Here is a 14,100-nt window from a genome sequence, read left to right on the forward strand (position 1 = left end):
TGCCCTCATGAAGTTCACAGACATTTTCGTCCGCCGGCCCGTGCTGGCCTTGGTGGTGAGCGCGCTGATCCTGCTCCTGGGGCTGCTGTCGCTGACGCGCCTGCCGATCCGCCAGTATCCGCTGCTGGAGAGTTCCACCATTACCGTGACCACCGAGTATCCCGGCGCTTCCGCCGAGTTGATGCAAGGCTTCGTCACCCAGCCGATCGCCCAGGCGGTGTCCTCGGTGGAAGGACTGGACTACCTGGCGTCGTCATCGGTGCAGGGCCGCAGCGTGGTGACGCTGCGCATGGAGCTGAACCGCGATTCCACCCAGGCGCTGGCAGAGGTCATGGCCAAGGTCAACCAGGTGCGCTATCGCCTTCCCGAGCAGGCCTACGATCCGGTGATCGAGCGGTCGGCGGGCGAATCCACCGACGTGGCCTATGTGGGTTTTGCCAGCGATACGCTGTCGATGCCGGCCCTGAGCGATTACGTGCGCCGGGTGGTCGAGCCCAAGTTTTCCACCATCGAGGGCGTCGCCAAGGTATCAGTCTACGGCGGGCAGCGCCTGGCGATGCGGTTGTGGCTGGATCCCGACCGGCTGGCGGGGAGGGGCCTGACCGCCGCCGACGTGGCCGAGGCCGTGCGGCGCAACAACTACCAGGCGGCGCCCGGCAAGGTGAAAGGCATGTACGTGATCGCCAACGTGCGCGTCAACACCGACCTGGTCAGCGTCGAGGAATTCCGCGACATGGTGATACGCAGCGATGCCAACGGGCTGGTGCGGCTGCGCGACGTGGGCACCGTGGAGCTGGGCGCGGCCGCGACCGAGAGCAGCGCCACCATGGACGGCGTGCCGGCCATCCACGTAGGGCTGGCGGCCACGCCGTCCGGCAATCCGCTGGTGATCGTGGACGGCATACGCAAGCAGCTGGAAGAAATCCGCAAGACCTTGCCGCCCGGCGTGGAGGCGAAGCTTGCGTTCGAGACCTCGCGTTTCATCAAGGCTTCGATCGACGAGGTGATGCACACATTGATCGAGGCCTTGATCATCGTCGTGATGGTGATCTACCTGTGCCTGGGCTCCCTGCGAACCGTGCTGGTCCCGATCGCCACCATTCCCCTGTCCATGCTCGGCGCGGCGGCGCTCATGCTGATGTTCGGCTTCAGCATCAACCTGCTCACGCTGCTGGCCATGGTGCTGGCCATCGGGCTGGTGGTGGACGACGCCATCGTAGTGGTCGAGAACGTGCATCGCCACATCGAGGAAGGGCGTTCGCCCGCGGCGGCGGCCCTGATCGGCGCGCGCGAAGTGGCGGGGCCGGTGATCGCCATGACGCTGACGCTGGCCGCGGTCTATGCGCCCATCGGCCTGATGGGCGGCCTGACGGGCGCACTGTTCAAGGAGTTCGCCTTCACGCTGGCCGGATCGGTGGTGGTGTCCGGGGTGATCGCGTTGACGCTGTCGCCTGTGATGAGTTCCTTCCTGCTCCCCGCGCAGCAGAACGAGGGCCGCATGGCGCGGCTGGCGGAGCGCTTCTTCGGCGGCCTGACGAGGCGCTATGCGGCCGTGCTGCAGTATTCGCTGCGCCATCGTTGGATAACCGGCGCGCTCGCGCTGGCGGTATGTATCAGCCTGCCCATCCTGTACGCGATGCCGCAGCGCGAACTGGCGCCGGTCGAGGACCAGGCCAGCGTGCTGACGGCAGTCAAGTCTCCGCAGCATGCCAATCTCGATTATGTGGAACATTTCTCGCGCAAGCTGGACGAGGTCTACCAGAGCCTGCCCGAGACCACCGGCCGCTGGATCATCAACGGCAGTGACGGGCTGGCTTCCAGCATAGGCGGCATCGACCTGTCTCCGTGGGACGAGCGCAAGCGGTCGGCGGCGCAGGTCCAGGCCGACCTGCAGGCCGCGGTCAACGACGTGGAAGGCAGCAGCATCTTCGTGTTCCAGATGCCCGCGCTGCCGGGCTCCACGGGCGGCCTGCCGGTGCAGATGGTGCTGCGCAGCTCGCTCGACTACCGCACCCTGTTCGATGCGATGGAGGACATCAAGCAGCGGGCGCGCCAGAGCGGCCTGTTCGCCGTCGTGGACAGCGACCTCGATTTCAACAATCCCGTGGTGCAGATCCGGGTGGATCGCGCCAAGGCGAACAGCCTGGGCATACGCATGCGCGACGTCGGCGAATCGCTGGCGGTGCTGGTGGGCGAGAACTACATCAACCGCTTCGGCATGGACGGCCGCTCCTACGACGTCATCCCGCAAAGCACGCGCGAGCGGCGATTGACGCCCGAGGCGCTGGCCAGCCAGTACGTGCGCACCGCGGACGATACGCTGGTTCCGCTGTCGACCGTCGTATCGGTATCGATGCAGGTCGAGCCGAACAAGCTGACTCAGTTCGACCAGCAGAATTCAGCCACGTTCCAGGCGATTCCGGCGCCCGGCGTGACGCTCGGCGACGCGGTGGCCTTCCTCGACTCGGTCGCGGCCGGCCTGCCCGCGGACTTCAGCCACGATTGGCAGTCCGACGCCCGCCAGTACAAGCAGGAGGGCAGCGCGCTGGCGCTCGCCTTCGCCGCCGCCCTGATCGTCATCTACCTGGTGCTTGCCGCCCAGTACGAAAGCCTGGTCGATCCGCTCATCATCCTGATCACCGTGCCGCTGTCGATCTGCGGCGCCCTGGTGCCGCTGGCCATGGGTGTCGCCACGCTCAACATCTATACCCAGATCGGGCTGGTGACCCTGATCGGGCTGATCAGCAAGCACGGCATCCTGATGGTGGAGTTCGCCAATGAGTTGCGCGCCGCCGGGCGATTGTCGCCGGCCGAGGCGGTGCTGCGCGCCGCGCAGATACGCCTGCGGCCCATCCTGATGACCACGGCGGCCATGGTGTTCGGACTGGTGCCGCTGCTGTTCGCCTCCGGGGCGGGGGCGCAAAGCCGTTTCGGACTCGGCTCGGTCATCGTCTGCGGCATGATCGTGGGTACGCTGTTCACCTTGTTCGTGCTGCCCACCGTGTACTCGGTGCTCGCGCGCGACCACGCCACGGGCGAGGCGCGCCGCCGCGAGCTGGCGCAGGCGGATGCGGCGCCGCACCTGCATTGAGGAGATTCGCATGAACAGAAGATACGCCACGCTTGCCGTGCTGGCCGCCGTGGCGCTGGCGGGCGGCTGCGCCGTGGGGCCGCGCTATGCCGAGCCGGAGGTGCCGAAGATCGAACTCGCCAGCGCCGAGAAAGCGCAATTCAGCACGGTTTCCGTCGCCCGGTCTCCATGGTGGTCTTTTTTCGAGGATCCCGAACTGGAGCGGCTGATCGGCGCCGCGCTGGACGGCAACCACGACGTGCGGCAGGCATATGCCAGCCTCTTGGCCGCGCGCGCCGTGTTCGACGAGCGCGAGCTCGATCGCTACCCCGCCGTGACCGCGCAGGCATCCTACCGCCGCAGCATCCAGCAACAGGCCACGCCCGGCGGCGATCCGGAGCGCAAGCCCGCCGAGACCTTCCGTGCCGGTTTCGACGCGCAATGGGAAATCGACCTGTTCGGGCGGCTGGCGCACCTGAGCCGCTCGGCTCAGGCCAATGCCGAGGCCGCGCAGGCCGAGCTGGACGGGATGCGGCTCGCCATCGCCGCCGACGTGGCCCGCTATCACTACGAGTACCTGGGATTGCAGCGCCGGCTCGAGGTGGCGCGCGCCGAGGTCGAGAACTGGCGCCGGACGGTGCGCCTGGTGCAGGCCGGCGTCGAACAGGGGCGGGGCCTGCGGGAGGACCTGGAGAACGCCCGCGCGAACCTGGCGCGCAGCGAAGCCGCCATCGCGCCGCTCTTGGCGTCCGCCCAGGAAACCAGGTACCGGCTCGATGTGCTGCTGGGCCGGCGGCCGGGCGAGACACCGGTCGGGCAGGGGATGCAGCGGCAGGCGCCCTTGGTAGGGCGGCTGCCGCTGGGCGACGCCGATTTCCTTATCCGTCGTCGTCCCGACGTGGTGCGTGCCGAGCGCTTGCTCGCGGCCAGCACCGAGGACGTGGGCGCCGCGACGGCCGATCTCTATCCCCGGCTGAGCCTGGGCGGATTCATCGGCTTTTTCGCTCTGCGCGGCGGTGACCTGGGCAGCGCCGCGCGCGCCTTCGAGGTCGGACCCACGGTGGATTGGCCAGCCTTCCGGCTGGGTAGTGCCAGGGCGCGGTTGCGCGCCTCGCAGGCCCGGTCCGCCGGCGCGTCGGCGCGCTATGAACAGGTGCTGTTGCAGGCCCAGGAGGAAGTCGAGCGCGCGTTGACCCGGCTGGCTCGAGAGCAGGAACGGCTGGCCGCGCTGGCGCAGTCGGCCTCGCATGCGCAGGCCGCGCTCGACATCGCCACCAGGCGCTATCGGCTGGGCGCCGGTCCTTATCTTGCCGTTCTGGAGAACCAGCGCAGCTACTACCAGATCAGCCAGGAGGCCGCCCAGGCCGAGACCGCGTCGTACGTCAACGCCGTGGCGTTGTACAAGGCGCTCGGGTGGGGCATGGACGATGCGGGGCGGGAGCATCCATGAGTTCGCCCCGACCATAGCCGAGGCATCCTGGGCGAGCTGGCTGTTCGCCGTTTTCGAGGCGGCGCCGGCCTTGGGCCTGTTGCTGTTGCTCCGGATCCTGCGTTAGCCGCTACGGCGGATTCAGCTCCGACTCCTGCCAGGGATCGTAGCTGCCGAAGTGCCAGATATAGCCTTCGGGGTCCTGCAGGCTGTAGCCCTTGCCGCCGTAGTCTTCCTCGCGGATGGGCCGCACCACCATCGCGCCGGCGTTGACGGCGGTCGCGTAGTGCGCGTCGGGATCGGTCACGATGATGTATGGCGTCTGGGTCTGGCGGCCGCCGATGTCGGCCGGCATTGCCGTGATTTTGCTCATCAGTTCGCTCTTGCCCGAACCGAGCATGATCATGCCGTTTCCAAACGCAAGCTCGGCATGGGCGATGTCGCCGGACTCGCCGGGCACCACCAGGTGCTTGGTGAAGCCGAAGGCCCGGCACAGCCAGTCGATCGCGGCGGGAGCATCGCGATACACCAGGCACGGAATGATGGTCGATTTCGCCATGAAACCCTCCGGATGTGGGATGGTGATCCCGGGAACCGTAGCATGCGCTTCCCGCCGCGAACAACCGCGCAACCGTTACCTCGTGTTCGGCGCAGCTTCCAGTTCGGCCGCCTGCGCCACGAGCCCGTCGATCAGCGTGCCGAGCGCCGCATGCTGCTCGCCGGGCTGGCGCGCGACGATGCCGATTTCGCGGAAGAACGGCGTCCCCGGCAGCTCGACGATGCGCACCTGCGCATCGCTTGCCGCGTTTACCAGCGTCCCGGGAATGATGGCGCAGCCGAGCCCTTCGCGGACCATGCGCAAGATGACCTCGGGTTCGTCCAGCTCCATGAAATCATCCACGTGAGCGGCGTGGCGCCTCAGGAACTGGTCGACCAGGTGTCCGCCGTGCGACCTGCGGTTGTAGCGGATGAAGGGCAGGGTGGCCGCTACCTGCGCCCAGTTCCCTCGCGCATCGCGAGGCGCGATGCCGACATAGCGCTCGCGCATCAGCGCGATCCACTTCAGGTGTCGCGGCAGGTTGAGGTTGGGCTTGATCAGCACGGCCAGGTCCAGCTCCTCTTCGTCCACCTGGACCAGCAACTGCGCCGACATGCCCGGCACGACGTTCACGTGCACGGAGGGATAGGCCTGGCGGAACCGGCGCAGTGCGCCGGGCAGCAAGCCGAGCTGTGCCGTGGAAATGGCGCCGATGCTGGCGGCGACGGGCGCCGGCCGGCTGCCGGCGCCGCGCATTTCCCGGTAACGCTCGACGATGTGCTCGGCTTCCGGCAGCAGTTGCCGCCCCCGCTCGCTCAGCCGCACCGATTTGCCCGCGCGCTCGAACAGCTGGCAGCCCAGGTCCTCCTCCAGCCGCTTGATCTGCGTGCTGACGGCCGACTGGGTCAAGCCTAGTTGCGCCCCGGCCGCGGAAAAAGACGAGGACCGAGCCGCGGCGATGAAGGTCTGGAGGTAGCGGATGACCATGCCTTCCTGCGGAATATATCAAATAAATTTATGACAAGAGCGAAAAACTTTCGTTTCATATTAGAAGTTTCGTTCAATACAATCAAGGAACCGGCCCGTGACACGGGCCTATTCCGGAGCATTCCATGGCTGGCATTCCGCTTTTCCACCTCGCGTTTCCCGTGGACGACCTGGCGCAGGCGCGCGCGTTCTACGGCGATCTGCTCGGCTGTCCCGAGGGCCGCAGTTCCGATGCCTGGGTCGATTTCAATTTCTATGGTCACCAGATCGTGGCCCATCTGTCGCCCGGCGAGGCGGGCACGCGCCACACCAGCGCCGTCGACGGCGACGATGTGCCGGTCCGGCATTTCGGCGCCATCCTTCCCATGGAAGAATGGGAGGCGCTGGCCGACAAGCTGCGCCGGGCGGGAATCGACTTCGTGATCGAACCCCATGTCCGGTTCAAGGGCGAAGTCGGCGAACAGGCTACTATGTTCTTTATGGACCCTTCGGGCAATGCGCTCGAGTTCAAGGCATTTGGCGACCTCAGCCAGGTGTTCGCGAAATAGGCCGTCTCGGCAGCGCGCGACCCGGGCGGGGCCGTTTTTCAAGGAAGCGCTGCATGTTGTTATCTTCTCGAGTCTTGCTGGGCTGCGCCGCTCCCATGGGAGCGGCGGGTGTGATGCTGGCCGCCATGGCCACGCACCTGTCGGGCGGCGGCCTCTTGTCCACCGCCGCGCTGTTCCTGCTGCTGCATGCGGCCGCGGTTGCCGGCCTCGCGGCCATGGCGCCGCACCTCCAGCGCGGCCGGCCCGTTCTGGTAGGCGCCACCGCCCTCATCATCGCCGGTACGCTGCTGTTCTCCGTCGACCTGGCCATGCGCCAGCTGGCCGGCATGAAACTGCTCTGGGGCACCGCCCCCTTCGGCGGCGGCGCCATGATCGTAGGCTGGCTGGGCATCGCCATCGCCGCCCTCGTCCCCGAACGCTGACCCGCCGAGCGACATCCCTTTCTTGCGCTCAAGGCCCCGGCCCCGGTTCCGGCTCCGCTAAAGAAGGAAAGAAAGGAACGCCGCTCTCTATGCCGGCCTGGTAGTCCCCCAGGACACGGCGGATCCGGCTTTGCCGGCCCGCGCGTGTCGCCCCCTTGAGGCGGACGCCCGGAGGGCGTAGGGGGTGGGCTTCCCTTCAGCGCGTAGGGGGGAGCCTTTCCACCCACGCAACATACCGATCCACGAACCCCTGGACGAACTTGGCCGTGGCCTCGTTCGTGATCTTGCCGTCTGCATCGATCAGGCCGGCCGAGTATTGGACGAAGATGCTGGGCTGCGGCAGCACGGCGACGTCCAGCGCCGACAGCACCATGCGCAGGTGTTCCTGGGCCAGGGCCGTGCCGACCTGGCTCGGCGAGGCGCCCATGATGCCCGCCGCCTTGCCTGCCCAGGAGCTCTTGCCCGCCGGGCGCGAGCCCCAGTCGATGGCGTTCTTCAGTACGCCCGGATAGGATCGGTTGTATTCGGGAGTAAAGAACAGCAATCCCTGCACGGATTCCACCTGCTGCTTGAACTTGACCGCCGGCGCCGGAAGGGCGGCGTCGAGGTCCTGGTTGTACAGGGGCAGCTCGCCGATGGGGATTTCCTCGGTCTGCATGTGCGCGGGCAGGAGCGCGGATACCGCTTTCGCCAGCTGGCGGTTGAATGAGTCCTTGCGGAGGCTGCCGATGATCACGCCAATCTTGGTGGTGCTCATGAAGATTCCCGGATCTGGATGAAAAATGGGGATGCCGGAACCCGGTGGCGCCTTGCGCTCGCGTGCCGGTCGTTCCGGAACGAGGACTGCCGGTTCATGATAGCGCAGGGCGGGGTGTTTCCTGGCGATGCACTTGTATCCGCATGCGTGCACGGCCGCGTATCCACTAGAATGGATTCCTTCTGCCCCCTGCCGTGCACGATGTCCGTTGTCCGTATCGTCAGCTACAACATCCACAAGGGCCTCTCGGCCCTGGGGAAGCGCGAATCCGTGCAGGAGCTGCGCCTGGGCCTGCACGGGCTGCGAGCCGATCTTGCCTTCCTGCAGGAAGTGCAGGGCCGCAACGACAGATCCGGCACGCTGCACGAGCAACACCAGATGCTGGCGGCCGCGCTGCGGCTGGAGGCCGCCTACGGCCGCAACGCCGTCTACCGGCACACCGACCATGGGAATGCGCTGCTGTCGCGATTCCCCATCCTGTCGCACCAGAACCAGGACATCTCCGACCACCGGCTGGAGCAGCGGGGGCTGCTGCACGCGTGCGTAGCCATCGGCCGGCACGAGGTGCATTGTTTCGTGGTGCACCTGGGCCTGTTCGCCGGCAGCCGCACGCGGCAGGTGGCGGCCCTGGTTTCCCGTATCGAGGAAGCCGTGCCGCCCGGGGCTCCCATCCTGATCGCCGGCGATTTCAACGATTGGAACAACGTGCTGTCCGACATCCTCGTCAGGCGCCTGGAGGTGCACGAGGTGTTCGCGACGGCGCCGCGCGGCAATAACGTCGAGCTGCCCCGGCTGCGCGATTCGGTCCGGATGCTCGGCAAGGTACTGCGAGGCGGCGAGGCCACGCCATGGCGGCTTCGCGCGAGCCTGGCAAGCCCGCCCAAGCTCGGCATGGGCAATGAGCTGCTCGCGCCGAGACCGCCGCGCACGTTCCCCGCGATCTTCCCGTGGCTGCGGCTGGACCGGATCTACCAGCGCGGTTTTTCGGTCAGGCAGGCCAGCGTGCTGTACGGGCGGCCGTGGACGCGGTTGTCGGACCACGCACCGTTGCTTGCCGAGCTGGAGCTACCCTGACACGCGGGTCCCGGGGCGGGCGGCGCTGACCGCCGAGGCGGCCGCCAGGAAAACGGAGGCCAGCACCAGGCCGGTGGTCGAGCCGTGCGCGGGCACGGCCGTGAAAGCCAGCGCAACCAGCGCGGCCCCCAGCGCCATGCCGAACTGGCGGGCCGTTGCCTGCAGGCCGCCGGCGCCGCCGCTGCGATGGCGCGGCGCAGCGGTCAGCATGACGCGGTTATTGGGCGTCTGGAACATGCCGAAACCCGTACCGCATACCACCATGCAAGCCATGACCCAGCCGTTGGGCGTGTCCACCGGCAGCAGGACGATCAGGACCAGGCCGAGGGCGACCAGGCCGGCTCCCACCGAACAAAGGATGGCGGGCACGATGCTTTCCGACAGGCGGCCGGCCAGCGGCGCGGCGATCGCCACGGCCAGCGGCCAAGGCACCATCAGCATGCCCATTTCCAGCTGGCTGCGCCCCAGCACCTGCTGGAAGTAGAAGGGCAGCGAAATATAGGAAATGGTCTGGCCCGAGAATGCGCATACCGACGCGCCTACCGAGAACGCGAACTGCCGTATGCGCAGCAGGTCGAGCGGCAGGAGCGGCGTGGCCTGCGTGAGTTCGCGCCGAACCAGGGCGACGCCGGCGATCGCCGCGCCGCACAGCAGGACGGCCGCGGTCTTGATGTCGGGCAGCAGGCGGTCGACGCCGACCACCAGCAGGCCGAAGGTCAGGCCGCTGAGGATGGCGCTGAGCGCGTCGAAACGCCGCTTGGCCAGTTCGGTCTCGGGCAGCATGCGGCTGCCTATGGACAGGATGAACAGGCCGATCGGGATGTTGACCGCGAACAGCCACGGCCACGACGATAGGGACAGGATCAGGGATCCCAGCATCGGGCCGGCGGCCGACGAGGTGGCCACCACCAGCGCGTTGTAGCCGATCGCCCGCCCGAACTGCTTCTGCGAATAGATGAAACGCAGCAGCGCCGGCGTGACGCTCATGACGGCCGCCGCCCCGAGGCCCTGGAAGACGCGGAAGGAGATCAGCATCGTGAAGCTGTGCGACATCGCGCAGCCCGCCGAGGCGATGGTGAAGGCGGCCAGGCCAGCGCCGAACACCCGGCGGTAGCCCAGGATCTCGCCCAGCGACGAGAATGGCAGCAGCGCGACCACGATGGCCAATTGGTAGGTGTTGACGATCCACACGGCCTGCGCGGGGGATACGCCGAGATCCCGCGCGATGGAGGGCAGCGCGACGTTGGTGATGGTGGTCTCCAGGACCGTCATCGCCATCGCCAGCATCGTCGCTGTCAAGGCCCAGTATTTGCGCGGCGGGGGGAGTCCGTCCAGGGAAGACATGTTCTTATTGTGGGCACGCCCCCGCGCGGGGCGCAAGGCGCGGGTCAGCGTACGGGGAAGTTGAAATAGGTGTCCGGATACGGTTCGTCATCCAGGGTGTAGTGCCACCACTCCTCGGGCAGGTTGCGAAAACCGTGTCTGGCCATCAGGCCCTTGAGGAACTGGCGGTTGTGCCGGACAGCCTCGGGTAAATCTGGATTGTCAGTATGCGACTTTACATCAAAAAGATCGAACGGGGTTCCCATGTCCACTTCGCCGTTGGGCAGCAGCGGGCCCTGCGTGGGGAGTGATTGCGCACGTTCCGGGTCGCGCGCCGCAAGCGTCAGGTCGACGGTGCTGCCCCGGCTGTGGCTGGAACGCTCGGCGATGTACCCGAGCTCGAGCAGCGCTTCCTTGGCCACTCCCGGAAAGTATTCGGCCTTGGTCTGCTGGCTGGCGGCATCGCGGGTCCAGGCGACGAAGTCGCTGACCGCGCGCTGCGGGCGATAGCAATCGAACACCTTGAGGGTCAAGCCCCGGGGGCGGAGCTCGCGCTGCACGGCGAGCAGGCGCCGCGCGGCGGGTTCGGTCAGGATGCAGGTGGGAGCGTCGTAGCCCGCGGCCGGCCGGCCCATGAAATTGGCGCTGCCGTGATAGCGGATGTCCAGCCGCACGGTCTGGGCCACGTCGGTCAGGTGGACGAAGCCCACCGGAATGGGCGGCGGTTCGTCCTGGGCATGGGCGGCGGGCGCCAGCAAGGCCGCGGCGGCGAGGCAGGCGCCCGTGGCCTGGGCCAACGGACTGGCGCCTCCGCGGTCTTCCGGGTCGGGGGTGCGGTTCTTCATGCAGGCGTTCCATCGGGTCAAGCAGCGCATATTATGCGGCGTGCCGCGCGCCGCGGGCCAGATGAGCTATACTCGCCCCCGTCATTGGGGAGTAGCCTCCTTGTGCTCGCGGGCGCAAGGGTCTGCGTCAACATACTTGCCTCCGGGCATGGCGCAGGCGGTCCTGGACTTGGCAAGACCTTTGATCGTGCAGCTTCCGGAGGGCCGGGGCTGGTGCACGATCATTCGGTCAACCGTCCGGCCCGGAGCGTTTGCAGCATGGAAGCCTTCCTCGTCTCGACCGGCATCGTGGCCCTGGCCGAGATCGGCGACAAAACCCAACTTCTCGCCCTCTGTCTTGCCGCCCGCTGGCGGCGGCCCTGGCCCATCGTCCTGGGCATCTTCACCGCAACCATCGTCAATCACGCCCTGGCCGGCGCCGTGGGGGCGTGGCTCACGCAGGTCATCGGTCCGGACGCCTTGCGCTGGATCCTGGGCCTGTCGTTCCTGGCCATGGCGATCTGGATGCTGATACCCGACAAGCTGGATGAAGCCGAGACCGGCCGGTTGCGGTTCGGCGTGTTCGGCACCACCGTGGTGGCGTTCTTCCTGGCAGAGATGGGCGACAAGACGCAGATCGCCACCGTGGCCCTGGTGGCGCAGTTCCATGCCTATTCGGCCGTCGTGGCCGGCACCACGCTGGGCATGATGATCGCCAACGTGCCGGCGGTCCTGCTGGGCGACAAGCTGGCGCATCGCCTGCCGGTCAGGCTGGTGCACGGCATCGCCGCGCTGATCTTCGCCTGTCTGGGCCTGGCCGCCTTGTTCGGCCTGTTCTAGCCGCGGGCGGATCCCCCGGGGGGCCTGGACCCCGGGGCGGTGCAACGAGATCTTCATGCAAGTTTCACGACCATTTCATGACAGGCCGGCATCCTGCGTGTTCCTCAGTGGACACAGGGACAACGACCATGAAAAGAATCCTGAGCAGCGGCGCGGGGCTGGCTGCGGTATTGTTGACGGCGGGCTGCCTGTCGTCGGGCGATGACGATCCCGTTCCCGCCGCGCCGGAGCCGCAGGCCCGGCCCCTGGCTCTGACCATCCTGCACATCAACGACCATCATTCCCACCTGGATGCAACCTCGTCCACGCTGCAACTGAAGGTGGCGGACGGATCGCGCAAGGCCGTGACGGTATCGGCGGGCGGTTTCCCCCGGGTCAAGGCCGCGATGGACGAACTGGCGGCGAAGTCGCCGCACGTGCTGAAGCTGCATGCGGGCGACGCGCTGACCGGCACGCTGTATTTCAACCGCGCCGGCAAGATGGGCGAGCCCGACGCGGCCATGATGAACACGGTCTGCTTCGATGCGTTTGCGCTTGGGAACCACGAGTTCGACAAGGGCGACAGCGGCCTGAAGAGTTTCCTCGACCTGCTCCACGCCGGCAGTTGCAAGACCCCCGCGCTGAGCGCCAACGTCAGCTTCGCAGCGTCGTCGGCGCTGCATCCCTCGCGGGCGCCGGGCGCGGTGTCTCCCTCCACGGTCGTCGAGCGCGACGGCCAGAAGATCGGCATCATCGGCCTGACGATCGCCGCCAAGACCCAGGCTTCCTCCAGCCCGGACAAGGGCACGGTGTTCGAGGACGAGGCGGTGGCGGCCCAACGCCAGATCGACGCGCTGCGCGCGCAGGGCGTCGACAAGATCATCCTGCTCAGCCATACCGGATACGGGTACGACAAGGAGATCGTCGCCAAGCTCGACGGCGTGGACGTGCTGGTGGGCGGCGATTCCCATACGCTGCTCGGCCCCGACGCGATGGCGGCTACGTACGGCCTGGGCGCGACGCCGGGAGGCGCCTATCCCACCCGGGCGACGGACAAGCAAGGCAAGCCGGTGTGCCTGGTGCAGGCGTGGGAGTACAGCCGCGTGGTGGGCGAGTTGAAGGTTGAATTCGACGCCAAGGGAGAGGTCAGCAAGTGCGAGGGCACGCCCCACGTCCTGATCGGCGACGACTTCGCCATAGGCGGCACGGCGGCGGGAGCGGCCGACCGGACCGCGATCCTGGCCGACGTGCAGGCCAGCGGTTTCCTGAAGGTGACGGCGCCGGACGCCGCCACTGCGCAATTGCTCCAGCCCTTCAAGCAGCAGGTGGATGCCTTCAACAAGACCGTCGTGGCGCAGGCGCCGGAGGAACTGTGCTCGCGGCGCGTGCCGGGCGGGTCTCCCACCCAGACCGCGGGCTGGAACGACTACGGGCGATCGAGCGCGGCGTGCAATGCGCTGGGCGACGTGACGCGGCGCGGCGGCGACATCCAGCAGATCGTCGCCCAGGCCTTCCTGGAGATTGCGCAGAAGTCCTACGGCGGCGCCGACCTGACGCTGCAGAGCGGCGGCGGCGTGCGGGTGCCCTTGCAGGGTGACATCACGGCGGGCCGCGCCATCGAAGTGGTGCCGTTCGGCAATCAGCTCTATCGTCTGGAAGTGACGGCGGCGGAGATCAAGAACGTGCTGGAGGACGGCCTGGAGGCTACCTATGGCGGTTCGGGCGCCACCGGCCCCTATCCCTATACCGGCGGGCTGCGGTGGGACGTGGATGCGACCCAGCCCAAGGGCAGCCGCGTCAGCAACATCGAGCTGCGCGACAGCGCCACCGGCAACTGGGCCCTGCTGGACCTGGGCAATGCCACCCGTACATACAAACTGTTCGTGCTGAGCTTCAACGCCAACGGCGGCGACGGCTATGCCACGCTGGCCGCCGTGCCGGCGGCCAGGCGGCTGGACGTGGGCGTGCTGGATGCCGATGTCTTCCTGGAATACATCGCGGCCCAGCCCAAGGCGGGCAACGGCCTGCCGCAGCTGCGCAAGCTCGATGCGGGGCTCTACAGCACCAAGTCGCATAGGGATATGTGGACTTCCGCGACGCGCTGACGCGGCCGGAGCGGTGGGGTTCGGGCGAGCAGGGGGGCGAGGGACTTTCCTGGCGTCTGGCGCGGCATGGAGAGCGGTAGACTATGGGGGTAGGCAGTTGCCGTGCTTGCGGGCGGCTGCGCGAGTCCGTAGTTCCGAATCGCCCGTGCGCGGCCGTTGCCGCGCATGCCCCAGATAGGGCCGGCCGCCCCGGCCCGTTTATCG

12 protein-coding genes and 1 riboswitch are annotated in these 14,100 nt (G+C 67.6%); of the genes, 7 read left to right on the forward strand and 5 right to left on the reverse strand.

What is annotated here, in order from left to right:
* Window positions 1-7: 7 nt before the first annotated feature.
* Together CDO44_RS12275 and CDO44_RS12280 are read left to right on the forward strand one after the other, a co-directional pair.
* Complete coding sequence (locus CDO44_RS12275) at window positions 8-3,091, forward strand: MexW/MexI family multidrug efflux RND transporter permease subunit (RefSeq protein ID WP_087780494.1); 3,084 nt, start codon at window positions 8-10, stop codon at window positions 3,089-3,091.
* Window positions 3,092-3,101: 10 nt separating this feature from the next.
* Window positions 3,102-4,520 carry an efflux transporter outer membrane subunit gene (locus CDO44_RS12280; protein ID WP_087780495.1) on the forward strand — a complete coding sequence of 473 codons (1,419 nt, stop codon included), beginning with the start codon at window positions 3,102-3,104 and terminating at the stop codon, window positions 4,518-4,520.
* Window positions 4,521-4,629: 109 nt separating this feature from the next.
* Here CDO44_RS12280 and CDO44_RS12285 read toward each other — a convergent pair whose 3' ends face one another.
* Window positions 4,630-5,058: a VOC family protein gene (locus CDO44_RS12285; protein ID WP_087780496.1), complete on the reverse strand. Its 429-nt coding sequence runs from the start codon at window positions 5,056-5,058 to the stop codon at window positions 4,630-4,632.
* A 75-nt stretch (window positions 5,059-5,133) separates the two neighbouring features.
* Window positions 5,134-6,024 carry a LysR family transcriptional regulator gene (locus tag CDO44_RS12290; protein WP_087780497.1) on the reverse strand — a complete coding sequence of 297 codons (891 nt, stop codon included), beginning with the start codon at window positions 6,022-6,024 and terminating at the stop codon, window positions 5,134-5,136.
* Window positions 6,025-6,149: 125 nt separating this feature from the next.
* On the opposite strand from CDO44_RS12290, the gene CDO44_RS12295 reads away from it, so the two are divergent.
* Window positions 6,150-6,572 carry a VOC family protein gene (locus CDO44_RS12295; RefSeq protein ID WP_087780498.1) on the forward strand — a complete coding sequence of 141 codons (423 nt, stop codon included), beginning with the start codon at window positions 6,150-6,152 and terminating at the stop codon, window positions 6,570-6,572.
* A gap of 53 nt (window positions 6,573-6,625) precedes the next feature.
* Window positions 6,626-6,994 carry a DUF423 domain-containing protein gene (locus tag CDO44_RS12300; protein WP_087780499.1) on the forward strand — a complete coding sequence of 123 codons (369 nt, stop codon included), beginning with the start codon at window positions 6,626-6,628 and terminating at the stop codon, window positions 6,992-6,994.
* Window positions 6,995-7,190: 196 nt separating this feature from the next.
* Here CDO44_RS12300 and CDO44_RS12305 read toward each other — a convergent pair whose 3' ends face one another.
* Entirely contained in the window at window positions 7,191-7,751 is a 561-nt protein-coding gene (locus tag CDO44_RS12305; protein ID WP_087780500.1) for an NADPH-dependent FMN reductase, read from the reverse strand.
* Between the two features lie 201 nt (window positions 7,752-7,952).
* Here CDO44_RS12305 and CDO44_RS12310 point away from each other — a divergent pair, with 201 nt between their 5' ends.
* Window positions 7,953-8,825 carry an endonuclease/exonuclease/phosphatase family protein gene (locus CDO44_RS12310; RefSeq protein ID WP_087780501.1) on the forward strand — a complete coding sequence of 291 codons (873 nt, stop codon included), beginning with the start codon at window positions 7,953-7,955 and terminating at the stop codon, window positions 8,823-8,825.
* Here CDO44_RS12310 and CDO44_RS12315 read toward each other — a convergent pair.
* On the reverse strand, window positions 8,817-10,169 hold the full coding sequence (locus CDO44_RS12315; protein WP_087780502.1) for an MFS transporter: 1,353 nt from the start codon (window positions 10,167-10,169) through the stop codon (window positions 8,817-8,819). The genes CDO44_RS12310 and CDO44_RS12315 overlap by 9 nt on opposite strands.
* 44 nt (window positions 10,170-10,213) lie before the next feature.
* Entirely contained in the window at window positions 10,214-10,993 is a 780-nt protein-coding gene (locus CDO44_RS12320; protein WP_087780503.1) for a M15 family metallopeptidase, read from the reverse strand.
* 74 nt (window positions 10,994-11,067) lie between these two features.
* A riboswitch (yybP-ykoY riboswitch) is annotated at window positions 11,068-11,205 on the forward strand.
* A gap of 46 nt (window positions 11,206-11,251) precedes the next feature.
* Here CDO44_RS12320 and CDO44_RS12325 point away from each other — a divergent pair.
* Complete coding sequence (locus CDO44_RS12325; RefSeq protein ID WP_087780504.1) at window positions 11,252-11,812, forward strand: TMEM165/GDT1 family protein; 561 nt, start codon at window positions 11,252-11,254, stop codon at window positions 11,810-11,812.
* A 128-nt stretch (window positions 11,813-11,940) separates the two neighbouring features.
* Window positions 11,941-13,896 carry a bifunctional UDP-sugar hydrolase/5'-nucleotidase gene (locus CDO44_RS12330; RefSeq protein ID WP_087780505.1) on the forward strand — a complete coding sequence of 652 codons (1,956 nt, stop codon included), beginning with the start codon at window positions 11,941-11,943 and terminating at the stop codon, window positions 13,894-13,896.
* Window positions 13,897-14,100: the final 204 nt, after the last annotated feature.

It is taken from the genome of Pigmentiphaga sp. NML080357, assembly GCF_002188465.1.
GTDB lineage: Bacteria > Pseudomonadota > Gammaproteobacteria > Burkholderiales > Burkholderiaceae_B > Pigmentiphaga.

Coding starts and splice junctions, on each gene's coding strand:
- CDO44_RS12275 (WP_087780494.1), top strand. CDS start 8: ATGAAGTTCACAGACATTTTCGTCCGCCGGCCCGTGCTGGCCTTGGTG.
- CDO44_RS12280 (WP_087780495.1), top strand. CDS start 3,102: ATGAACAGAAGATACGCCACGCTTGCCGTGCTGGCCGCCGTGGCGCTG.
- CDO44_RS12285 (WP_087780496.1), bottom strand. CDS start 5,058: ATGGCGAAATCGACCATCATTCCGTGCCTGGTGTATCGCGATGCTCCC.
- CDO44_RS12290 (WP_087780497.1), bottom strand. CDS start 6,024: ATGGTCATCCGCTACCTCCAGACCTTCATCGCCGCGGCTCGGTCCTCG.
- CDO44_RS12295 (WP_087780498.1), top strand. CDS start 6,150: ATGGCTGGCATTCCGCTTTTCCACCTCGCGTTTCCCGTGGACGACCTG.
- CDO44_RS12300 (WP_087780499.1), top strand. CDS start 6,626: ATGTTGTTATCTTCTCGAGTCTTGCTGGGCTGCGCCGCTCCCATGGGA.
- CDO44_RS12305 (WP_087780500.1), bottom strand. CDS start 7,751: ATGAGCACCACCAAGATTGGCGTGATCATCGGCAGCCTCCGCAAGGAC.
- CDO44_RS12310 (WP_087780501.1), top strand. CDS start 7,953: ATGTCCGTTGTCCGTATCGTCAGCTACAACATCCACAAGGGCCTCTCG.
- CDO44_RS12315 (WP_087780502.1), bottom strand. CDS start 10,169: ATGTCTTCCCTGGACGGACTCCCCCCGCCGCGCAAATACTGGGCCTTG.
- CDO44_RS12320 (WP_087780503.1), bottom strand. CDS start 10,993: ATGAAGAACCGCACCCCCGACCCGGAAGACCGCGGAGGCGCCAGTCCG.
- CDO44_RS12325 (WP_087780504.1), top strand. CDS start 11,252: ATGGAAGCCTTCCTCGTCTCGACCGGCATCGTGGCCCTGGCCGAGATC.
- CDO44_RS12330 (WP_087780505.1), top strand. CDS start 11,941: ATGAAAAGAATCCTGAGCAGCGGCGCGGGGCTGGCTGCGGTATTGTTG.